Here is a 20,408-nt window from a genome sequence, read left to right on the forward strand (position 1 = left end):
TTACTTGCGGTAGCAGACGGCTTTCGCCGCCGCGACGATTTCAGGGACGGTGACCAGCGCCAGCTTTTCCAGGTTGGCGGCATAGGGCATCGGCACATCCTTGCCGCTGACCCGCACCACCGGCGCATCCAGATAATCGAAGGCCTTTTCCATCACGACGGCCGAGATTTCCGCGCCGATACCCGATTGCGGGAAACCCTCTTCAATCGTGACGATGCGGTTGGTCTTCTGCACCGACTTGATGATGGTGTCGTGATCCATCGGACGGATGGTGCGCAGATCGATGACTTCCGCCTCGATGCCCTCTTCCGCCAGCTTCTCGGCCGCCGCCAGCGCATGGCCGACGCAGATCGAATAGCCCACCAGCGTCACATCCTTGCCTTCGCGGGCGATACGCGCCTTGCCGATCGGCACGACATAATCGTCCAGCTTGGGCACATCGAAACTGCGGCCGTAGAGGATTTCGTTTTCGAGGAAGATCACCGGATTGGGATCACGGATCGCCGCCTTGATCAGCCCCTTGTAGTCGGCCGCTGAATACGGCGCGATCACCTTGAGGCCCGGGATATGCGAGTACCAGGCAGCATAGTCCTGGCTGTGCTGCGCGCCGACGCGAGCTGCGGCGCCGTTCGGGCCGCGGAACACGATGGAGCTGCCCATCTGCCCGCCCGACATATAGAGCGTCTTGGCCGCCGAATTGACGATCTGGTCGATGGCCTGCATCGAGAAGTTAAACGTCATGAATTCGACGATCGGCTTCAGGCCGTAGAAGGACGCACCGACCGCAAGGCCGGCAAAGCCCTGCTCGGTGATCGGCGTATCGATCACGCGCTCGGGGCCAAACTCGTCCAGCATGCCCTGGCTGATCTTGTAGGCACCCTGATACTGCGCAACTTCCTCGCCCATCAAAAATACTTTGGCGTCGCGGCGCATTTCTTCCGACATGCCTTCACGGATCGCCTCACGCACCGTCATGCTGACGAACTGCGTGCCCTCGGGGATGCTCGGGTCTTTCAGTTCCGGCGCCGGCGTTTTGGCCTGCGTCACGGCGGACTCGACGCCCTTGGCCTCTTCGGCCGGCTTCTTGGCTTCCGCCTTCGGCGCTTGGGCTTTCGGTGCCTCAGCCTTCTTGGCCGGAGCTGCCGCACCCGGCTTCTCATCCTCGCCACGCAAGGAGGCGATCGGCGTGTTCACGGCGACACCCTCGGTGCCTTCGGCGACCAGGATCTTGTCCAGCACGCCTTCATCGACGGCTTCGAATTCCATTGTCGCCTTGTCGGTCTCGATCTCGGCGATGATATCGCCGGCCTTGACCGCGTCGCCTTCCTGCTTGTGCCATTTCGCCAGCTTGCCCTCGGTCATCGTGGGCGACAGCGCGGGCATCAGAATCTCGATAGCCATGTTTTAAATCCTCTCGCCCGCTTTACGCTTCGACATAAACGTCGGTCCAGAGCTCGGACGCATCCGGCTCGGGGCTTTCCTGCGAGAAATCGGCAGCCTGCTGCACGATATCCTTGACCTCCTTGTCGATGGCCTTCAGCGCATCCTCGTCGGTCATCTTGTTGCCGAGCAGCAGCGTGCGCACCTGGTCGATCGGATCGTGCTCCGAGCGCATCTTGCTGACCTCGTCCTTCGAGCGGTACTTCGCCGGATCGGACATCGAATGGCCGCGATAGCGATAGGTCATCATCTCGAGGATGACCGGGCCCTTCCCGGCGCGGCAATGGGCGACGGCTTCCTCGCCTGCTTCCTTCACTGCGGTCACGCTCATGCCATCGACCTGCTTGCCGGCGATGCCGAAGCTTTCGCCACGCTTGTACAGCGCCGGCTGGGCCGAAGCGCGGGCCACCGAGGTGCCCATCGCATACTGGTTGTTCTCGATGACGTAGATGACCGGCAGCTTCCACAGCTCGGCCATATTGAAGCTCTCGTAGACCTGGCCCTGGTTGGCCGAGCCGTCGCCGAAATAGCAGAAGGTCACATTGTCGGTCTTGTTGTACTTCTGCGCGAAGGCGAGGCCGGTGCCCAGCGGCACCTGGGCGCCGACGATGCCGTGGCCGCCATAGAAATGCTTCTCGCGGCTGAACATATGCATCGAGCCGCCCTTGCCCTTGGAATAGCCGCCGGCGCGCCCGGTAAGTTCGGCCATGACGCCCTTGGCGTCCATGCCGGTGGCCAGCATATGGCCGTGGTCGCGGTAGGAGGTGATGACGGCATCGCCTAGCTTGGCGCAAGCCTGCAGGCCGACGACCACCGCTTCCTGCCCGATATAGAGGTGGCAGAAGCCGCCGATCAGGCCCATGCCGTAGAGTTGGCCAGCTTTTTCCTCAAAGCGGCGGATCAGCAGCATGTCGCGGTAATAGCTGAGCAGGTCCTTGACGGGCGGCAGCTTGCCACCCTTGGCCGCATCAGCGGCCTTGCCCGGTTTGGCCATCGTTTCTCTCCCGACTAGAACCCTAGAAGGCCCCTTTACGCAGGGGCATTGGCCGGTATTAAACACCGGTCGGAGGTGAAGATGGCGGCTAACTTTAGTTAAAACAACGGGTTTTTGGCAATTAACTTGATTTCAGTTAATTGACGCAATTCCGTTACCGGAAAGGCCGGCTTCAGCGTCCGAGAATTACCAGCTCACCGGGCCGGATCAGGCCCAGCACCCGCTTGCCCTGCTCGTCCAGCATGTCGGCATCCAGCTTGTCGGCGCGCAGCAGGTTGACCCGGCGCTCGATGGTCTTGCGCTCAGTGGTGACCTCATGCAGGGCCACCTTGGTATCTTGAATCTGCAGGGTCAGCCGCGTGTAGGCGTTGATGCCATGCTCGCCTTCCATCGCGTGGTAGGCGAAGTAGCCGATGGCGGCAAAACAGATAACAGGGACAATGGCCGCCAGCGAATGGCGGCGAATCTCATGGACAGCGCTCATGATTCGAATCGAATCATATCCGAGTCGCCGGGTCAAACCCTTTCCGAGTCGTTTTTATGATTCTGTTATGAGAGTCAGGCTTTTACACGGAATTCCGGATTCGGAGTCGCATCCCGCCCCCTTCCGCGTCGCGCCGTGCCGGGTTATGCTCCGGTTATGCGCAAATCCCGGATGATCCGCCTAGCACTCCTCGGCAGCGTCGGCCTGGTCGGCCTCGCCGCCTGCGACAACAATGATCCGCTCGCCGGTCACGACGTGCTGCGCGACCAGAAGGAATGCTCGGCCAAGCCCGATCCCGACGCCTGCCGCACGGCGCTGGCAGATGCCCGCGCCCAGCATGTGCAGACCGCACCGCGCTTCACCAACCGGGAAGAATGCGAAGCCCAGTTCGGCGTCAACAACTGCGGCACGCCGACCCAGATTCTGTCGGGCAACGACGCCTTCGCCAAAGCCCAGCCGGCCGGCGACCCGTCCCAGCCCGTCCCCGGCCCGCAGCAGCAACAGGCCAGCTCGGGCGGCGGCATCTTCATGCCCATGCTGATGGGCTACATGATCGGCCGCAGCCTTGGTGGCGGCTTTGGCGCCCAGCCGCTGTATCGCGACCCGTCGAACACCGCCTATACCGGAAACCGGCCGCTGGGCCAGCTCAGCGCCAACCGCTTCCCCGATGCCCCGGCCGCCTCGCCCAACGCTGTATCGCGCGGCGGCTTCGGCCGTACCGGCAGCGCCGTTTCCTCCTCCGCCGGCTCGTAAGCACCAGCTATGGAGCGTCTCGCGGTCGAACCGCGTCCCGACTGGCGCGAGCGGGCCGAGAAGATCGGCTTTGAATTCCATACCATCAACGGCGAACCCTACTGGTGCGAGGACGCCGCCTATCGCTTCACCGCCGCCGAGGTGGACGAGATCGACGATGCGGCCCAGCGCCTGGAGGATATGTCGCTCGAACTGCTCGACGGCATCATTTCCAAAGGCGACTACAGCGCGTTTGGGATTTCCGATCGCGCCTGCAGCCTGGTCGAGGAAAGCTGGCGCCGGCAGGACAAGAACCTCTACGGCCGCTTCGATTTCGCTTGGTGCGGCACCAAGCCACCGAAACTGCTGGAATATAATGCCGACACGCCGACGGCCCTGTTCGAAGCCAGCGTGGTGCAGTGGGAATGGCTCGACAGCTATTGCAATCACTGCGACCAGTTCAACGGCATCCACGAGACGCTGATCGAGGCCTGGAAGCATTTCGGCCTCTGGGGCCATCGCCTGCATTTCACCTGTGTGCGCGACCATGCCGAAGACCTCGGCACCACCGAATACCTGCGCGACACGGCGACCCAGGCCGGACTTGATACCGACCGCCTGTTCATCGACGAGATCGGCTGGACCGGCAAACGCTTCGTCGATCTGGCCGCCAAGCCGATCACCACGCTGTTCAAGCTCTATCCGTGGGAATGGCTGCTGCAGGAAGACTTCGCGGCCAATATCCAGCCTAGCGGCGTTAAGATGATCGAGCCTGCCTGGAAGATGCTGCTCTCGACCAAGGCGATCCTGCCGCTGCTATGGCAGAAATATCCCGATCACGAGAACCTGCTGCCGGCCAGCTTCGATGCGTCTTCCATCAAGGGCGCGAAGATCGCCAAGCCGTTCTGGGGCCGTGAAGGCGGTGGCATCACGCAGTATGACGCCAGCGGCCAGATCGTGACGCAGACACCGCCCAGCGGCGATCCGGAGCCCGAGAAACTAGTCTACCAGCAGGCCATCGAGATGCCAGCCTTTGACGGCTTCTATCCCGTGCTGGGCGTCTGGGTGATCGCATCACGCGCCTGCGGGCTGGGCATCCGTGAGGACCGCAGCCCGATCACCCGCAACACCAGCCGCTTCGTGCCGCATCTGTTTGAGTGAGCGACAGAATGAACACGCTTGCAAAACTCGCCTCTGCACTTGCCCTTCTGCTGGCCACAGCCTGCACAACACCCGACTACGTTGTCCCCAACAATGCGCGGTTCGACCGGACATCGCTGGATGCCATCGTCGTCGTCGGCATCCAATCCATGGAGCCCGACAACCCGCAACCGGTTAGCCTGCCCTTCCGTATCACCTGGGTGAAAACCACACCTGGAAAGCCCGGCGAGCAAGCCGGATACTTCGACCTGCACACCCGTGAACCGTCAGCACATCTGGCCGAGACGCCCGGCGTCACCTGGTATGTGGTGCGCATTCCGGCTGGCACCTACATCATCTCACGCCTTCTCGCCGATGGCGGCAACAGTCAGTATCTCACCACGGCGCAGACGGCTGAGTACACGCCCTTCTTTACTGTCCGGCCCGGCGACGTGCGCTATCTGGGCGACATGCATTGGGACGCGGTCAGCGAACCGGCCAGACTCATCGGTCTAACCCGCAATGACGCCCGGGTACGCCAGGTGATGGCACAATATCCCGGCATCACTACACCGTTCACCTTCCGCCCGCCGGCCTATATCCCGACGGGCAGCAAGGAATCCGTTTTCATGACCGTCACGCAGTGAAGGCCATCGGCTAGGACTTTCAACCATGGGGGACGTCTTAAAAAACATCGCCGCCAGACTGGCCATCGCGCTGATTGCAGTCGTAATCAGTGGATGTGCCAGCTTCACCCAGCCGGTCGATGAATCGACCCAGTTCGCCAAAGGCGCTCCCGATGCCATCGTGATCATCGGCCTGCAGTCGGCGAAACCCCAAACGCTGTTTGGCTTTGAAGGCGCCCATCCGCCCATCACACTGCAATGGGGCCGGCTGGAGAAAGGATTCAGCACGCCGACGCGAGACGAGACATTCACTGTCGACACGATTGAGACACTTCTCGGCATGCATATGAGCACGGCCAGCGACATGACCATTCACGTCATCCGCATTCCTGCCGGGACATATATGCTGCGCTACATCAGCACATACACTGGCGGCGGCACGGTCATCAACAACCACCACACATTGCTGAGCCTGCAGAATGGCGCCCCCTTCTTCACCATCCGGTCAGGCGAGGTGCGCTATATCGGGGATTTCCATGTAGATTCCATCAGCAGGCCGTCAAAAATCGTGCGGCTGACACGCACCGACCTGCTCGCAAAGGCCGAACTCTACAAATATCCGGGCATCAAGGTGCCCCCGTTCTTTCAGGAACCGGCCTACTACTCTAAGGGCGACACGACGCGTGCCGTCGCGTATCCTGTGGTTTCACTGACGTCAACCAAACCTTGAGCATCATGAACCTCGGCCGCTATCTGATCACTCTGCCCGACTTCGCGATCTATTTCGTCAGCGCGGTGATCCTGCTGGCACTGTTCCTGGCGATCTACACGCGCCTGACGCCGCAGCATGAATGGACGCTAATCCGCAACGGCAATACCGCCGCAGCCCTGTCACTGGGTGGCGCGCTGCTGGGTTTCGTCCTGCCGCTGGGTAGCGTGATCGTCGGCTCGCTCAGCCTGGTCGACATGCTGGTCTGGGGTGTAGTGGCGCTGATTGTTCAACTGCTAGTCTTTTCGGCCCTACGACTGCTACTGCCGCAACTGCCGGCACGCATCACCAACAACGAAACGGCGGCCGGCACCATTTCGGCCGCCTTCTCGGTCGGCATCGGCATACTTAATGCCGCCTGCATGACCTGGTAAGGGTCTAGTTCAGCCCTTGAAGAAGCGCAGCAGCTCTTTCAGCTGCACTGCCTGATCCGACAGCGAGCGCGCCGAAGCCGAAGTCTCTTCCACCAGGGCTGCATTGCGCTGGGTCATCTCGTCCATCGCCGTGACCGCCGTATTGACCTGGTCGAGGCCGCTGGCCTGTTCGCGGCTGGCCGCCGCGATCTCGGCCACGATATCCGACACCTTCTTGATTGACGTGACGATCTCGGTCAGTGAGTGACCAGCCTGGTTGACCAGCGCGGCGCCGGTCTTCACCTGGGCATTCGATGTCGCGATCAGACCCTTGATGTCTTTCGACGCGTTGGCCGAACGTTGCGCCAAGGCACGCACTTCCTGCGCCACCACGGCAAAACCCTTGCCGGCTTCGCCCGCACGCGCGGCTTCCACTGAGGCATTGAGGGCCAGCAGGTTGGTCTGGAAGGCGATTTCGTCGATCAGGCCGACGATCTCGCTGATCTTGCGCGCGCTCTCCTCGATCTGCGTGACCGCCGTGACGGCCTCGGCCACCACATTGCCGCCCTTCTCCGCCGTATCCCGCGCCATGGTGGCCAACTGGTTGGCCGCCTGGGCGTTGTCGGCATTCTGCTTCACGGTCTCGGTGATCTCGTGCATCGAGGCGGCGGTCTCTTCGATGCTGGCGGCCTGGCTTTCGGTCCGGCTCGACAGATCCTGGCTGCCATCGGAAATCTCGGCGGCCGCGACATGCACCCGCTCGGCCGACTTGGTCAGCTGCCCGGCCATATGGCCGAGCTGGTCGGCCAGCCGGTTGGTGTCGTCGCGGAGCGTGCCGAACAAGCCTTCATGCTGCGCCGTGACGCGCTGGCTGACATCGCCATCGGCCAGCGGCGCCAGCACGGCGCCGACATCCTTGATGGCGGATTCCGTCGTCACCAGCAGGCGATTGATGCTGCTGGCCAGCCGCAGGCTGGCGCCTTCCAGGTCTTCGGTGCCGATGCGGCGGCTGAGATCACCGACACTGGCGGCGTCCACAATCGCGCCGACCGACTCTTCCAGCCGGCGTTCCTGGATCTTGCGTTCCGCTTCGAAGGCGGTGCGCTGGGTCGCCTCGCGCTCGGCGGCATGGCGGTCGGCTTCCTCGCGCTCGCTGCGCAGGCGAACCTCGGCGGCGTCCTGTGCGGCCTCGCGCTTGCGCACGGCGGCGAGATAGCGCGCCACCATCACCAACGCGATGGCGGCGATGCCGCCGGCAATGACAATGAAGATCATGAAGGATCTGAGCCGCGTGCTCAGCAGGCTGGCATGCAAGCCGGCCAGATCGCGCCCCACCACCAGGTCAGCGATGCGCGCGCCATCGGGCCCGGGCAGGTCGATGCGGGTTTCAACGATATCGGTATTCGCACTGACGGCGACGCCCGTCAGCCGGACCAGCGCCTGCGCACCATCGGCCGGATGCACCGCGATATTGATGCCGAGCTGCTGTTCCATGCCGTTCAGTTCGGGCAACGGATCGATATGCAGGGCGATATAGCCGCTTAAGCGCAGGCCGCCGACGGGTGCCACGACCGTCTGCACCGGACCCACGGGCGATGCCCAGCCGATCTGCGCCAGCTGCATGCGGGCTGCGCCCTCGCGCTTGGTCAGCGGAGCCAGCAAGCTGTCGGGGACGGCAATCACCGCACCGCGCCATTCACCGCCGATCGGCTTCATGTCGGCATCGTGGATGGTGGCGCCGCGCAGGGTCACGGTGCCACTTGAAATCGCGCCACGTCCAAATTCCTCGCGCAGGGCAGCCGCAGCGGCCGCAGCATCCTTGGCGGCGACGGCAGTGCGTAGCGGCGCGCTCTGTGCAATCGCCTGGGCCACCGGCGCGACCGTCTTGTAATGCTCGCTCCAGATTCGGCTGGCCGCCAGCGCACGCGCCATCCGGGCATCGCCCTGCAGCGTGCCTTCATCAACCAGTTCTTCGTAGCGGAGCGACATGTAGTAACCGACACCACCGCTGGCGGCGAGAACTGCCGCCAGGGTGAGGCCGACCACCAGGGTCAGCGACATTTTCATCGATGGAACCGTGAAGTGTGAGGGAGCCGGCCGTTTACTTGACCAGCGGCAGACCCTTCTTGTTCCATTCGTCCAGTCCGAGCGCGTAGTAATAGACTTCCTTGTAGCCGTCCTGCACCGCGAAAGCGGCAGCCTTGGCGGCGCGACCACACTTCAGGCCGTTGCAGTAGAACAGCACCGGCGTATCCTTGGTCTTGACCGCCTTGGCTAGGCTGTCGGCCGTAACATCGGTATCGATCAGACGCACGGCGCCTTCAATGCGGCCGGCGGCGAAGTCTTCCGGCTTGCGATTGTCGAGGATGACGAGGTTACTTTTCTTGGTGACCAGGTCGACCACCTGCTCGGCATTAACGGTGGTGGCGCCCGTGATGCTCATCGGCGCGTCCTGGGCCGACGCCGGCATTGCGCCGGCAATGGCCATGAGACCGCAGAACGCGGCCACGATATTGAGAAGCTTCATGATTATTGTCCCCCTGCAATGTACCAATGGAACCATTTATTGCAGGGGACGTAGGGGCAAGTGAAATATTTTTTTGGATACCTGGAATAAAGCCGCATGCGGCTCATGGCACAGCAGATGGGGCTGAAAGCATTGAAAAACAGCGGAGCCGAGCGTGACCGCTAATCCTGGTGGATTAGCTTCCGGTCAGACACGCGTCAGCGGCACTTGAGCAGACGGCGGTCGCCCTCGATGGTCTCGTCGAAGGCGACGAGACGGCTGGGCGAGAAGTCGAGGATCATTAGGGTGCGTTCCTCGTCCGGCGCATCGTCGTCGATCAGGATAATGCGGTCGCGGCGCACCTTGTAGTCACCGCTGCGCGGCTCATCCTCATCCAGTGTCGATTTGAAATGGCCGTCGGCGGCGAATTCCAGCGCCTCGTCCTCGCAGCGGCTCTGGCTCACTGCCCATTTGCCGACGAGCGCAGCCACCGTGACGTTCGGAGCCTGCTGTGCAGAAGCAAACTCGGCCGCCGCGCTGACCAGGGTCAGCGCGGCGGCGAGCGCGATGATGATTGCCCCCCGGCTCATCATCGTCTGTTGCTTCAGCGTCCCTTGAGGGCCGAGAGGCCCGGATACTTCGCGGCGACATCCAGCTGCTGCTCGATGCGGATCAGCTGATTGTACTTGGCCATGCGGTCCGAGCGGGCCAGCGAGCCGGTCTTGATCTGGCCGCAGTTGGTGGCAACCGCCAGGTCGGCGATGGTGCTGTCCTCGGTCTCGCCCGAGCGATGCGACATCACGGCGCGGTAGCCGTTCTTGTGCGCCAGTTCAACGGCTTCCAGGGTTTCCGACAGCGTGCCGATCTGGTTGACCTTCACCAGGATGGCGTTGCCCACGCCCTGCTTGATGCCATCGGCCAGACGCTTGGGGTTGGTGACGAACAGATCGTCGCCGACCAGCTGGCACTTGGCGCCGATCACGTCGGTCAGTTCCTTCCAGCCCTTCCAGTCATCCTCGGCCATGCCGTCTTCGATCGAAACGATCGGATAGTCGCCGACCAGCTTGGCCCAGTACTTGACCATGTCGCTGGGCGACAGCTTCAGGTTCTCGCCATCCAGATGATACTGGCCGTCCTTGAAGAATTCGGTGCTGGCGGCATCCAGCGCGATCATCACGTCCTTGCCGGCCTTGTAACCGGCAGCCTCGATGGCCTGCATGATGAAGTCAAGCGCGCCGCGGGTGCTTGGCAGGTTCGGCGCGAAGCCGCCCTCGTCGCCCACATTGGTATTGTGGCCGGCATCCTTCAGCTTCTTCTTCAGCGTATGGAACACCTCGGCGCCCATGCGCACGGCCTCGGCGACGCTTTCGGCGGCCACCGGCATGATCATGAATTCCTGCACGTCGATCGGATTGTCGGCATGTGCGCCGCCATTGATGATGTTCATCATCGGCACCGGCAGAACATGCGCGGCCGCGCCGCCCACGTAACGATACAGCGGCAGATCGGCTTCCTGGGCGGCGGCCTTTGCCACTGCCATACTCACACCAAGGATAGCGTTTGCGCCCAGACGCGCCTTGTTCGGCGTGCCGTCGAGATCGATCATGGTGCGGTCGATCTTGAGCTGCTCGCTGGCCTCAAAGCCGGCCAGCGCGTCGAAGATCTCGGTATTGACGGCATTGCATGCCTTCAGTACGCCCTTGCCCAGATAGCGCTTCTTGTCACCATCGCGCAGCTCGACCGCCTCATGGGCACCGGTCGAAGCGCCCGACGGCACGGCGGCGCGACCAAAGGCGCCGGACTCCAGCACGACATCCACTTCCACAGTCGGGTTGCCACGGCTGTCGAGAATTTCACGCGCCAGGATGTCGGAAATGCCGCTCATGTACAGGGGGTCCTTCTTGAAGCGAAAGGCAGGAAAAAGGTGGGCAAAGGCATAGCCCGGCAGGCCGGTCCGGGCAAGGCCCCGGCCGTGGCAAAGGCGAGACCGGCAGCCTTAATTTTTGCCCGATTTCCTGCACAGAAGGCCATCCAGAATGGCATCGCACAACCGTCCCTCGGATACATCGTCAAAGGCGGCGAACATCGGTTGCGAATTGACCTCAAGGAACACCAGCCGGCCCGTCCCCGGCTCTCGCATGAAATCGGCGGCGGCGAAATCAAGCCCGAGCCGATTGCAGAGCCGGATCAGGCGTGCCGCGATCTGCGGCGGCACCCGCGCCGGCGCAAGGACCGTATTGTGCCGTCGGCGATAGTCGATATCGGGACTGGCCAGCGTATAGCCAAGGATGCGGTCGGCGATCCGGTATACCCGCAGCTCCGGCCGCTCCATGCGTGACTGAATGAAAACCGGATAATCACCGGGGCTGCCGGCAGCGATCCGCCGCAGTGCGCTGCGGCTGGCCAGCGTCGTCAGCTCGCCGCCAGCCACCGGCTTGCGGATCATCGCTTTCCACGGCTGCGCCGCTGCATCGGCGAAGTCGTTGCCGATCCAGGTCGGCGGCACGGCCAGGCCGACGGCACGGGCCTGGACCAGATTGTATATCTTGCTGACCTCGCCGCCGGACCGGCGGTTATACATGCGCAGGCGCGGCGCGCTGAGCCCCCAGCCCAGGATGGCATGAAACCAGTTCAGCGCCGCCCGCGCTCCGGCAGCCGACATTCCTTCGCCGTCGCCGAAGACGTCATGGCGGAGAAAGCAGGCCGTCGGCGCGAATGCGATGCCGTTGATCTGCAGTTGCTGCTGGCCGGGCTCGACGACGATCCGGGGATGCAGTCTGGGTCCGACCAGCAGGTCGCAGACCCGCAGGCGACGCTGCAGGGCGCGGCGCAGCAGGCGGCCAATATTGGGATCGAATTGTCCGCCTGCCACGAGCAACACTGTCACGCACTCCGGTACGGAATGGGCTTCAGGCTTTTACTTGGTCTTGCGTTTCGACTTCAGACCTGCCGGTGTGAAGGCCGGCCCCTCGCCCCGGATCACGGTTTCCATGACAGCCTGGATCGGGCCTTCCTCGCCCAGGGCCATCGTGGTGATCGGGGGGCTTTCTTCACCCATCGCCAGCGTGGTGACGGGTGGATTTTCCTCGCCCACCGCCAGCGTTGTCACCTTGCCCTTGGCTGCCTTTTTCTTGACGGCTTTTTTCTTGACGGCTTTCTTCGCAACCTTCTTTGCACTTTTACGGACGCTCTTTTTCGCTGCCTTCTTGGCCATGAAACGATCCCCCTGTGTGCATTGACGTTCGAATGCGAGCCGATAGTTGCATGAGCGCCAACAGCGGAGCAATGAAATTGAAGCTTGTGGAAAAGTGGGCGCGCGTTGCTGTCCGTGACAACGCACGATGCCTCCAACAGCTACGCGGCATGCGGAGCGTTATCGCCAAGCCTGCGGGAGTATGCAAAGTCAGGCTGCTGTTCCAGCAGCGGCCGGCGCATTACCGCGCGAGGTCCATGGACTGGGCCACATGCCGTTCCAGCATGGCGGCGGCCTCCCCGCTGTCCTTCATCCGTTTGAATTCTTCCGCCAGGGCGGGAAACAGGCCGGCATGGGGCGACGCCGAGCGGACCTGCGGCATGACCCTGATTTCCCCCAGCACCAGCATCTCGCAGAGACTTTTGGTGAAGCCCATCTCCGCCCAGATGCGCTGCAGCTCCACACGGGTGCCGCCGATGGCCTGCACGCGGCCAACATCCAGCATGCGCACCGCATTGGCGTGATCGCTCACCGGAACCAGGGTGATATCGGGGTACTTCTGCAGCTTGCGCAGCACCGTCGCACCATCGCGCGCCGCCACCTGCTTGCCGCGCAGATCGTCCAGGCTGCGCAACTGCAAGCCCTGCAGGCCGACGACGCCGAATTCAACGACGAACAGCGCCTGGCCCACCTGCGCCACGCCCTCCAGTGCCGGCTGCGGGCTCATCATGGTGAAGTCCGCCCGCCCCTGCAGCACTTCCATGGCGACACGCTGATACGAGGTCGGGATGAATTCGAACTCGACGCCAAGTTTTTTGCCGGCGCGCTGGAAAGGTTCGATGACTGCGCCGGTCAGCCGGCCAGAGGCATCGCGGTAGACCCAGGGTGCGGCATCGAAAACCGCGACTTTCGGGGCAGAAGAAGACTGCGCATGCAGGCTCGTCGCCGGCAGAACTGCGGCGAACAGCAACGCTAGAAGCGGAATGATGGACCGACCGATACGCATGCGATTGCCTGACTGGACAGGACGGCATTAGCGGGCGATCAGGTAAGTCAGACAATGACCTTACGGGATTAACACCGTATGACGGTCAGTAAACGCGCAGAATGCAATCTGACGTAGCGATATGTTTCAAACAGATATCTATCGCCGGCGCAGGGCGAAGCCGTGGTAAGCACCCCCGGCGCGGAAATCCAGGAAAGCGCCGCTGCGTTGCTCGCCATGCTCCCAAGCGCCAAGGACATTGTAACCCAGCCTGTCAAAGCGCTGGCAGAGTTCGGCATAATTGTAAGTCACATAGACGCACTTGCGACCGTACTGCCTGTATACCTGCTGGGAATAGAATGTCGGCCCGTCCGTGCATTCAATGCCACTCAGGATAACGACAGGCGGACGCTGCCGTTCCAGCGCGGCAAAGAACTGCCGGTCGGCATTCATCATGGTGCCATTGCTGAAAAGCACATCGCAGGCATCGGCCTCTGCCAGTTCGGTGATAAAGGCGATCTCCTTGATCGCCGCGATCTCACGTGCACGCTCCACGATGGGTTCGATTTCACATACTGTGTACCGGAGCGATGCAGACAGCAGACGCCTGAAAACGAAATAGTCAGTTCCGTAAGCACCGCCCCAGTCGCACAGATGAATGGTATCTTTCCGGACCAGCTTCTGCAGCCAGTAAGCGCAGGCATAATAGGATGGCGACTGCTTCATATGTGAAGCCATCTCGATGCGCTTCGCCAAATGCTCGCTGTAATCGAGATAATGGATGTTTTCGTTTTCGTTCAGCCCTTCCGGGCGACTGAGCCAATAGCCGCGACGATAGAGCCCCGTTTTCAGGCTACCGATTGAATCAAGCAGGCGATGCGCCGTCCCGATCATCGATTCACCCGCCTCCATGCACGCAACATCCAGAGTCCCGCCGATGCAGCGCCCAGAATCAGAAGGGCCAGCGCATCGCACCGGCCCAGATGTAAAGCATGATCGTGATGACGAATAAACGGCGCATAAAATCACGCCTGCGTCAGTTTGAGGGAAGCTTGAGCCTTACGTCATCGTGGCACTTCACTGCGAGAGCCGAGGTAAAGAAAATACGAACCTCAGTGACAGCGCGGTTGAGTGTGACGGCGGCGATTAATGCCCGGCCTTCGCCAGATGGTCGAATTCCAGCAGCTGTTCCAGCACCGCTTCCATCTTGTCGAAGGGCACCATGTTGGGGCCATCCGACGGCGCCGCGTCCGGGTCCTTGTGGGTTTCCATGAACACGGCGGCCACGCCGATCGCCACGGCGGCACGCGCCAGGATCGGCACGAAGCGGCGGTCGCCGCCAGAACTCGTGCCCTTGCCGCCCGGCTGCTGCACCGAATGCGTTGCGTCGAACACCACGGGGCAGCCGGTCTCGGCCATGATCGGCAGCGCACGCATGTCGTTGACCAGCGTGTTATAGCCGAAGCTCGCGCCGCGCTCGCAGAGCAGGATGTTCGGATTGCCGACATGATCGAACTTCTCGACGATGTTCTTCATGTCCCAGGGCGCGAGAAACTGCCCCTTCTTCACATTCACCGGCTTGCCGGTCTGCGCCGCCGCCACCAGCAGGTCGGTCTGACGGCAAAGGAAGGCCGGAATCTGCAGCATGTCGACGCTGTCGGCCACCGCGCGGCACTGTTCTTCCGTGTGCACATCGGTGACGACTGGCAGACCCAGCGTAGAGCGGATTTCCTGGAACACCGGCAGGGCGTTTTCCAGGCCGAAACCGCGATTGCTGCGAATGGAGGTGCGGTTCGCCTTGTCGAAGGACGACTTGTAGATGAAGTTGATGCCGAGCTTCTCGGTCAGTTCCTTCAAGCTGCCAGCCATGTCCAGCGCATGCTCGCGGCTTTCCATGGCGCAAGGGCCGGCCAGCAGCGTGAAAGGCATGTCATTGCCGATCTCGAAATCGCCGACCTTGATATGGCGGATGGGATTGGGGGCTTCGCTCATGGCCGGGGCTCCGATGCTTCAACCCGATTGTATTTAAACCGTCATCATGACGGTTTGAGGATCACACCAGTCGCGACTGCTTCAGCGCAGCTTCAATGAAGCTGGCGAACAGCGGGTGCGGTTCGAAGGGCTTGGACTTCAGCTCGGGGTGATACTGCACGCCGATGAACCAGGGATGGTTCGGGAATTCCACGATCTCGGGCAGCAGGCCGTCGGGCGACATGCCGGAGAAGACCAGGCCGCAGCTTTCCAGCTTGTCGCGATACTTGGTGTTGACCTCGTAGCGATGGCGGTGGCGTTCGGAAATCGTGGTGTTGCCATAGACCTCGGCGACGCGGCTGCCGGGCTTCAGCGCGGCGTCATAAGCGCCCAGACGCATGGTGCCGCCCAGATCGCCGGCCTGACTGCGCTGCTCCAGTTCGTTGCCGCGCATCCACTCGGTCATCATGCCCACGAGAGGCTCCTTGCAGGGACCGAACTCGGTGCTGCTGGCCTCCTTGAAACCGGCGAGATTGCGCGCCGCTTCAATGACCGCCATCTGCATGCCGAAGCAGATGCCGAAATAGGGAATGTTGCGTTCGCGCGCGAATGTCACGGCGCGAATCTTGCCTTCCGAACCACGCTCGCCGAAACCGCCGGGCACCAGGATGGCATGCACGCCGTCCAGCGCCTGCACGGCGGTCTCGTCCTTCTCGAAGATTTCGGACTCGATCCACTCGATATCGACGCGTGCGTTGTTGGCAATGCCGCCATGGGCCAGCGCTTCGGCCAGCGACTTATAGGCATCCTTCAGGCCCGTATACTTGCCGACGATGGCAACCTTGACCTTGTTCTCGGGCGCGATCACGCGCTGGACCACATTCTCCCAGCCCGTGAGGTCCGGCGCCTTGCCGGCGTCGATGCCGAAAGCCTTCAGCACCTGCACGTCCAGGCCGGCGTCGTGATAGGCCAGCGGAGCTGCATAGATTGTGCTGACATCGAGCGCCGGAATGACGGCCTCTTCGCGCACGTTGCAGAACAGCGCCATCTTGCGGCGGTCGCCCTGCGGGATTTCGCGATCCGAGCGACAAAGCAGGATGTCGGGCTGAATGCCGATGGAGCGCAGCTCCTTGACCGAATGCTGCGTCGGCTTGGTCTTCAACTCGCCAGACGCGGCGATGAAGGGCACCAGCGTGCAATGGATATAAACGGCTTGGCCACGGCCGGCCTCGAGGCCGAACTGGCGGATGGCTTCGAGGAACGGCAGGCTTTCGATGTCACCCACCGTGCCGCCGACTTCGACCAGCATGAAATCGGTGCCTTCACGGTCGTCGGCGATGAAGTCCTTGATGGCGTCGGTGATATGCGGAATCACCTGCACGGTGCCGCCCAGATAATCGCCGCGGCGCTCCTTGGCGATCACGGTCTGGTAGATGCGACCCGTCGTGATGTTGTCGGTCTTGCGGCCCGGCACGCCAGTGAAGCGCTCGTAATGGCCCAGATCGAGATCGGTCTCGGCGCCGTCGTCGGTGACGAAGACCTCGCCGTGCTGATACGGGCTCATGGTGCCCGGATCGACGTTGATATAGGGATCGAGCTTGCGAAGGCGGACAGTGTAGCCGCGAGCCTGCAACAGGGCGCCAAGCGCCGCCGAAGCCAGACCTTTTCCGAGGGAGGAAACCACGCCGCCGGTGATGAAGATGTACCGCGTCATGGGAGACCTGTCTAACCTATCCATCCGACACAAAAAAGGGTTCGCTCGCGCCGACTCGCGCGATTTAACAAAACCTGAAAACGTCTTTTAATTCAGGCAGCTATAACGACAGCTGCTCTCGTTACTGCGACAGCGGCACCGCCGGCTTGGGGGCTTCGGCCGGAGCCGACGTGCTGGGCGCGTCGAGAATCGAGCGCGGTCGGGAATGACCGCCGGCGAGAATCGCCAGCGCGATGCTGGTGGCGAAGAACAGAACCGCCAGGATCGCCGTGGTGCGGGTCAGCAGGTTGGCCGAGCCGCGCGCGGTCATGAAACCACCGCCACCGCCGCCCCCCATGCCCAGCGCGCCGCCTTCCGACCGCTGCACCAGAATGACGCCGATCAGCGCCAGGGCCAGCAGGATATGCACCACCAGAAGGAAGGTCATCATGGGTCGAATCTCTCCAAAGTCCGGGGGCTTTTACACCTGATACGCCAAGAGGGGAAGACTTCTGGCGGCCTTCCCCTCCCCGGTCAGAGAGATTTGCCCCGGAACAAGGCAAGTCGTTGGATTGCCTTGCATCCAGAGCGACAGACAGGAGGCTGGCGGCCGATAAAGGCCGGACCCCAAATGCCTTTCTCGGACACGGCCCGACCTCCAGATTGGGGATTGACTTGAATACATATGTTCCTATAATATTCCAGTATAAGGTATAATTTCACAGAAAGGAGGTTTTTCAGATTATAAAGAACATATAGTGATCATATTCATAAGGACATAGCCAATGACAACCGCCACTCCCTCCTCCACCACCCTTGCCGTCCAAGGCGCTAAGGTCGACGCCAACTTTATCGCCGCCAGCCGCATCGCCTGGGCCTTTGCGCCCCATGAACAGGCTGTGCCGGACATGACTGTCAGGCTGGACAGCGGCGCCATCTTCAACGGCACGGCGCTGACCGAGATTGCCGCCCAGACTACGGCGACCATCTCGGCGCCCAGCACCCAGCCGCGCATCGACCGCATCGTGGTCGGCCGCGCAACCGGCGTCGTCAGTGTTGTCGCCGGTACCGAAGCCGCCTCCCCTGTCGCACCGGCCATTCCCGCCGGCACGGCACCGGTCGCACAGGTGCTGCTGCAGACCAGCTCGATCGCCATCACCAACAGCATGATCACCGACGAACGAGTGCTGAATACCCTCGGCCTTGGCGAATTGGCCACGCTCGGCATCGGACTGGGCCTGGAAAATGACGGTGCCGGCAATCTTGCGGTGAAGCTGGACGGCGCGACGTTGTCCGTCAGTGCCAATGGCCTCAAGGTCGCCGACAAAGGCATCGGCCTGACGCAACTCGCCGATCAGACGGCTGGAGGCATCCTGTATTTCGATGCCTCCGGCGAGGCTGCCGTTCTGTCGCCCGGCACCAACGGTCAGATTCTGCAGACGCAGGGTGCTGGTGCCGATCCGGTATGGACGAACGCATCCTCCGTCGTCTCATCGATCACGATCCGCCAGACCGTTGTAAATGGCAGCGTAGACGCGAATGGCCGAGGCAACTGCCTGTCCGCCGGCAGCGGCCTGTCTGTCAATATCGCGGCCACTGCCACGCCTGTGGTGATCGCCTTCGCTGCTGGTTTCGGGGCCAACGGCGCCAGTGATCACGTGGCGCAGATCGCGGCCGATGTATCTGGTGCGTGGTCGGGTCTTACCGCCAATGCAACCAGCTACCTGTATGTGGATCGCAATGCCGGCACCGGCGCGCTCACCTACGGCACCACCACGCTGGCACCAGTCTATCAGTCTGGCGGCAGCTACAGCTCCACCAGCGGCCAGCACACCTTCGATTACGCGAACATGACCATGCATGTCGGCAATGGCTCCGGCACTTCGGTCGTACAGCGCGTCTTCATCGGTGAGGCAACGACTGGCGCATCGAGCGTCTCGTCTGTGGTCACCTATGCGTATCGCGGCCAGTACAGCGCGGACCAGACCATTGCCCTGTCGACGTCCTATACCCTCAGCCACAATATCGGTCTGCCGCTGTCGCAGATCGAGGTTGACCTGATGATGTATGACACGATCAACGGCAACTACTCGAAGATCGCACAGAGCGGCGACTCTCTGGCCACGGTGAACTGGAACTTCGGCAACGTCGCGCTCAATGAGCGCAACCTGGTGAGAATCCGGTCGGCCAACTCGTGGATGGCGAACTACAAGGACAACAGCGGCAATAACCTGACTGCCGGAACCGGCACCCTGTATGTCCGCATGAAGCGTTTCTGGGAGTAATCACGGTTGGACAGCGCTTGCCCCGTCATAGTGGTAAGCGCTGTCCTTTCCCGCCCCCTGTTTCACGTGAAACATACCGGGAACATGATTTCGCGGTTTTCCGGAGCATTTTCAACCCCTTCCCTGCCACCCCCCCTCCACCTCCCCCCAGCGCGATCAACGGGTTGCCGCTGACTGCCCGATGGTGTACGGCAGGCGGTCTGGTCATCGCAGCAGCGGGAATCGCATGGCAACGGCACGGAAATCGGCAGGAAACGGCAAGGCCAAGAAGGCCCCCGTTATCTATGTGCTGAACGGCCCGAACCTGAACATGCTCGGCCTGCGCCAGCCCGAGATTTATGGCCGCGCCACGCTGGCCGATGTCGAGAAGCTCTGCCGCACCACCGGCAAGGCTCTGGGTTTCACCATCGAGTTCCGCCAGACCAATCATGAAGGCGAGCTGGTGACCTGGATTCAGGAGGCCCGCACCAAGGCCGCCGGGATCGTGCTGAACGCCGGCGCCTACACGCATACCTCGGTCGCCGTCCTCGACGCGCTGAATGCCGCCGAACGGCCCTGCGTGGAGGTGCATCTGTCCAATATCCACCGGCGCGAAAGCTTCCGCCATCATTCCTATGTGTCGCAGGCTGCGACAGGCATGATCTGCGGCTTCGGGCCGAAGGGTTACGTGCTGGCGCTGGAAGCGCTGGCCGATATCGTCTGAACCACTTTTCTCTAGTCAGGAATACAGGAGTAGCGCATGGCCTCCGCGCCCAAGGATAAAGCCGCCAAGGCGGACAGCCGCATCGACCAGCAGATGATCCGCGATCTCGCCGATCTGCTGAACGAGACCGGCCTTACCGAAATCGAGTGGAGCGAAGGCGCGCTGAAGGTACGCGTCACCAAGGGCGGCGCAGCGCCGGTCTATGCCGCAGCCCCGATTGCCGCTGCTGCCGCGGCCGCTGCTGTTGTTGCCACCGGCGGTGCGCCGGCGAGCGACGATGCCAGCAACCCGGGTGCCGTGAAGTCGCCGATGGTCGGCACCGTCTACACCTCGCCCGAGCCGGGCGCCGCGCCCTTCGTGAAGGTGGGCGACAGCGTGACGGCCGGCCAGACCGTGCTGATCGTCGAAGCCATGAAGACCATGAACCCGATCACCGCGCCGAAGGGCGGCCGGGTCGCCCGTATCCTGATCGAGAATCAGCAGCCGGTCGAATTTGGCCAGCCTCTGCTGATTGTCGAATAAGACAGCGCAGGG

The 20,408-nt window shown here is 62.2% G+C and carries 22 protein-coding genes; 8 read left to right on the forward strand and 14 right to left on the reverse strand.

The window, feature by feature from the left end; translation table 11 throughout:
* From AC1RRE_RS12145 to AC1RRE_RS12155, 3 genes are all read right to left on the reverse strand, one after another.
* The gene (locus AC1RRE_RS12145) at positions 1–1,401 is read right to left on the reverse strand and encodes a pyruvate dehydrogenase complex E1 component subunit beta (protein WP_492981440.1); all 1,401 of its coding nucleotides are present in this window, start codon (positions 1,399–1,401) and stop codon (positions 1–3) included.
* A 22-nt stretch (positions 1,402–1,423) separates the two neighbouring features.
* Positions 1,424–2,434: a pyruvate dehydrogenase (acetyl-transferring) E1 component subunit alpha gene (pdhA, locus tag AC1RRE_RS12150; protein WP_492981441.1), complete on the reverse strand. Its 1,011-nt coding sequence runs from the start codon at positions 2,432–2,434 to the stop codon at positions 1,424–1,426.
* A gap of 172 nt (positions 2,435–2,606) precedes the next feature.
* The gene (locus tag AC1RRE_RS12155; RefSeq protein WP_492981442.1) at positions 2,607–2,918 is read right to left on the reverse strand and encodes an FtsB family cell division protein; all 312 of its coding nucleotides are present in this window, start codon (positions 2,916–2,918) and stop codon (positions 2,607–2,609) included.
* Between the two features lie 171 nt (positions 2,919–3,089).
* Between AC1RRE_RS12155 and AC1RRE_RS12160 the strand changes: the two genes are divergently transcribed.
* From AC1RRE_RS12160 to AC1RRE_RS12180, 5 genes are read left to right on the forward strand one after another with little or no spacing between them, the layout of a single operon-like run.
* Positions 3,090–3,671, forward strand: coding sequence for a DUF1190 domain-containing protein (locus AC1RRE_RS12160; protein ID WP_492981443.1), 582 nt, complete (start codon positions 3,090–3,092; stop codon positions 3,669–3,671).
* Positions 3,672–3,680: 9 nt separating this feature from the next.
* Positions 3,681–4,811, forward strand: coding sequence for a glutathionylspermidine synthase family protein (locus AC1RRE_RS12165; protein ID WP_492981444.1), 1,131 nt, complete (start codon positions 3,681–3,683; stop codon positions 4,809–4,811).
* A gap of 8 nt (positions 4,812–4,819) precedes the next feature.
* Positions 4,820–5,437: a hypothetical protein gene (locus AC1RRE_RS12170; protein ID WP_492981445.1), complete on the forward strand. Its 618-nt coding sequence runs from the start codon at positions 4,820–4,822 to the stop codon at positions 5,435–5,437.
* Between the two features lie 25 nt (positions 5,438–5,462).
* Positions 5,463–6,146, forward strand: a complete 684-nt coding sequence (locus AC1RRE_RS12175) for a hypothetical protein (RefSeq protein WP_492981446.1) — start codon at positions 5,463–5,465, stop codon at positions 6,144–6,146.
* Positions 6,147–6,151: 5 nt separating this feature from the next.
* Complete coding sequence (locus tag AC1RRE_RS12180; protein ID WP_492981447.1) at positions 6,152–6,559, forward strand: DUF350 domain-containing protein; 408 nt, start codon at positions 6,152–6,154, stop codon at positions 6,557–6,559.
* Positions 6,560–6,568: 9 nt separating this feature from the next.
* Here AC1RRE_RS12180 and AC1RRE_RS12185 read toward each other — a convergent pair whose 3' ends face one another.
* The 11 genes from AC1RRE_RS12185 to secG all read right to left on the reverse strand — a co-directional run bounded on the left by AC1RRE_RS12185 (position 6,569) and on the right by secG (position 17,337).
* Complete coding sequence (locus AC1RRE_RS12185; RefSeq protein WP_492981448.1) at positions 6,569–8,605, reverse strand: methyl-accepting chemotaxis protein; 2,037 nt, start codon at positions 8,603–8,605, stop codon at positions 6,569–6,571.
* Between the two features lie 34 nt (positions 8,606–8,639).
* Positions 8,640–9,065: a rhodanese-like domain-containing protein gene (locus tag AC1RRE_RS12190; RefSeq protein WP_492981449.1), complete on the reverse strand. Its 426-nt coding sequence runs from the start codon at positions 9,063–9,065 to the stop codon at positions 8,640–8,642.
* Positions 9,066–9,262: 197 nt separating this feature from the next.
* Positions 9,263–9,634, reverse strand: coding sequence for a hypothetical protein (locus AC1RRE_RS12195; protein ID WP_492981450.1), 372 nt, complete (start codon positions 9,632–9,634; stop codon positions 9,263–9,265).
* A gap of 14 nt (positions 9,635–9,648) precedes the next feature.
* On the reverse strand, positions 9,649–10,929 hold the full coding sequence (gene eno / locus AC1RRE_RS12200; RefSeq protein WP_492981451.1) for a phosphopyruvate hydratase: 1,281 nt from the start codon (positions 10,927–10,929) through the stop codon (positions 9,649–9,651).
* 111 nt (positions 10,930–11,040) lie between these two features.
* Positions 11,041–11,931 carry an ATP-grasp domain-containing protein gene (locus AC1RRE_RS12205; protein ID WP_492981452.1) on the reverse strand — a complete coding sequence of 297 codons (891 nt, stop codon included), beginning with the start codon at positions 11,929–11,931 and terminating at the stop codon, positions 11,041–11,043.
* Positions 11,932–11,961: 30 nt separating this feature from the next.
* Positions 11,962–12,258, reverse strand: a complete 297-nt coding sequence (locus AC1RRE_RS12210) for a hypothetical protein (RefSeq protein ID WP_492981453.1) — start codon at positions 12,256–12,258, stop codon at positions 11,962–11,964.
* 220 nt (positions 12,259–12,478) lie between these two features.
* Positions 12,479–13,243, reverse strand: a complete 765-nt coding sequence (locus tag AC1RRE_RS12215; RefSeq protein ID WP_492981454.1) for a substrate-binding periplasmic protein — start codon at positions 13,241–13,243, stop codon at positions 12,479–12,481.
* 138 nt (positions 13,244–13,381) lie between these two features.
* On the reverse strand, positions 13,382–14,134 hold the full coding sequence (locus AC1RRE_RS12220) for a methyltransferase, TIGR04325 family (protein WP_492981455.1): 753 nt from the start codon (positions 14,132–14,134) through the stop codon (positions 13,382–13,384).
* Between the two features lie 234 nt (positions 14,135–14,368).
* Entirely contained in the window at positions 14,369–15,214 is an 846-nt protein-coding gene (gene kdsA / locus AC1RRE_RS12225; protein WP_492981456.1) for a 3-deoxy-8-phosphooctulonate synthase, read from the reverse strand.
* Between the two features lie 61 nt (positions 15,215–15,275).
* Positions 15,276–16,907, reverse strand: a complete 1,632-nt coding sequence (pyrG, locus tag AC1RRE_RS12230; RefSeq protein WP_492981457.1) for a CTP synthase — start codon at positions 16,905–16,907, stop codon at positions 15,276–15,278.
* 121 nt (positions 16,908–17,028) lie between these two features.
* Complete coding sequence (secG, locus tag AC1RRE_RS12235) at positions 17,029–17,337, reverse strand: preprotein translocase subunit SecG (protein ID WP_492981458.1); 309 nt, start codon at positions 17,335–17,337, stop codon at positions 17,029–17,031.
* Between the two features lie 334 nt (positions 17,338–17,671).
* Between secG and AC1RRE_RS12240 the strand changes: the two genes are divergently transcribed.
* The 3 genes from AC1RRE_RS12240 to accB all read left to right on the forward strand — a co-directional run bounded on the left by AC1RRE_RS12240 (position 17,672) and on the right by accB (position 20,396).
* The gene (locus tag AC1RRE_RS12240; RefSeq protein WP_492981459.1) at positions 17,672–19,171 is read left to right on the forward strand and encodes a hypothetical protein; all 1,500 of its coding nucleotides are present in this window, start codon (positions 17,672–17,674) and stop codon (positions 19,169–19,171) included.
* Positions 19,172–19,397: 226 nt separating this feature from the next.
* The gene (gene aroQ, locus AC1RRE_RS12245; protein WP_492981460.1) at positions 19,398–19,874 is read left to right on the forward strand and encodes a type II 3-dehydroquinate dehydratase; all 477 of its coding nucleotides are present in this window, start codon (positions 19,398–19,400) and stop codon (positions 19,872–19,874) included.
* 36 nt (positions 19,875–19,910) lie between these two features.
* Positions 19,911–20,396, forward strand: coding sequence for an acetyl-CoA carboxylase biotin carboxyl carrier protein (gene accB, locus AC1RRE_RS12250; protein WP_492981461.1), 486 nt, complete (start codon positions 19,911–19,913; stop codon positions 20,394–20,396).
* Positions 20,397–20,408 lie beyond the last annotated feature (12 nt).

The organism is Ferrovibrio sp. GW821-FHT12D07 (assembly GCF_058807275.1).

What these genes read in the sequence shown, in the direction of transcription:
- AC1RRE_RS12185 (WP_492981448.1), bottom strand. Translation starts at nt 8,605, where the DNA reads ATGAAAATGTCGCTGACCCTGGTGGTCGGCCTCACCCTGGCGGCAGTT.
- AC1RRE_RS12240 (WP_492981459.1), top strand. Translation starts at nt 17,672, where the DNA reads ATGACAACCGCCACTCCCTCCTCCACCACCCTTGCCGTCCAAGGCGCT.
- AC1RRE_RS12175 (WP_492981446.1), top strand. Translation starts at nt 5,463, where the DNA reads ATGGGGGACGTCTTAAAAAACATCGCCGCCAGACTGGCCATCGCGCTG.
- AC1RRE_RS12195 (WP_492981450.1), bottom strand. Translation starts at nt 9,634, where the DNA reads ATGAGCCGGGGGGCAATCATCATCGCGCTCGCCGCCGCGCTGACCCTG.
- aroQ (WP_492981460.1), top strand. Translation starts at nt 19,398, where the DNA reads ATGGCAACGGCACGGAAATCGGCAGGAAACGGCAAGGCCAAGAAGGCC.
- AC1RRE_RS12215 (WP_492981454.1), bottom strand. Translation starts at nt 13,243, where the DNA reads ATGCGTATCGGTCGGTCCATCATTCCGCTTCTAGCGTTGCTGTTCGCC.
- AC1RRE_RS12155 (WP_492981442.1), bottom strand. Translation starts at nt 2,918, where the DNA reads ATGAGCGCTGTCCATGAGATTCGCCGCCATTCGCTGGCGGCCATTGTC.
- secG (WP_492981458.1), bottom strand. Translation starts at nt 17,337, where the DNA reads ATGATGACCTTCCTTCTGGTGGTGCATATCCTGCTGGCCCTGGCGCTG.
- AC1RRE_RS12145 (WP_492981440.1), bottom strand. Translation starts at nt 1,401, where the DNA reads ATGGCTATCGAGATTCTGATGCCCGCGCTGTCGCCCACGATGACCGAG.
- AC1RRE_RS12190 (WP_492981449.1), bottom strand. Translation starts at nt 9,065, where the DNA reads ATGAAGCTTCTCAATATCGTGGCCGCGTTCTGCGGTCTCATGGCCATT.
- pyrG (WP_492981457.1), bottom strand. Translation starts at nt 16,907, where the DNA reads ATGACGCGGTACATCTTCATCACCGGCGGCGTGGTTTCCTCCCTCGGA.
- pdhA (WP_492981441.1), bottom strand. Translation starts at nt 2,434, where the DNA reads ATGGCCAAACCGGGCAAGGCCGCTGATGCGGCCAAGGGTGGCAAGCTG.
- AC1RRE_RS12160 (WP_492981443.1), top strand. Translation starts at nt 3,090, where the DNA reads ATGATCCGCCTAGCACTCCTCGGCAGCGTCGGCCTGGTCGGCCTCGCC.
- eno (WP_492981451.1), bottom strand. Translation starts at nt 10,929, where the DNA reads ATGAGCGGCATTTCCGACATCCTGGCGCGTGAAATTCTCGACAGCCGT.
- kdsA (WP_492981456.1), bottom strand. Translation starts at nt 15,214, where the DNA reads ATGAGCGAAGCCCCCAATCCCATCCGCCATATCAAGGTCGGCGATTTC.
- AC1RRE_RS12210 (WP_492981453.1), bottom strand. Translation starts at nt 12,258, where the DNA reads ATGGCCAAGAAGGCAGCGAAAAAGAGCGTCCGTAAAAGTGCAAAGAAG.
- AC1RRE_RS12165 (WP_492981444.1), top strand. Translation starts at nt 3,681, where the DNA reads ATGGAGCGTCTCGCGGTCGAACCGCGTCCCGACTGGCGCGAGCGGGCC.
- accB (WP_492981461.1), top strand. Translation starts at nt 19,911, where the DNA reads ATGGCCTCCGCGCCCAAGGATAAAGCCGCCAAGGCGGACAGCCGCATC.
- AC1RRE_RS12170 (WP_492981445.1), top strand. Translation starts at nt 4,820, where the DNA reads ATGAACACGCTTGCAAAACTCGCCTCTGCACTTGCCCTTCTGCTGGCC.
- AC1RRE_RS12180 (WP_492981447.1), top strand. Translation starts at nt 6,152, where the DNA reads ATGAACCTCGGCCGCTATCTGATCACTCTGCCCGACTTCGCGATCTAT.
- AC1RRE_RS12220 (WP_492981455.1), bottom strand. Translation starts at nt 14,134, where the DNA reads ATGGAGGCGGGTGAATCGATGATCGGGACGGCGCATCGCCTGCTTGAT.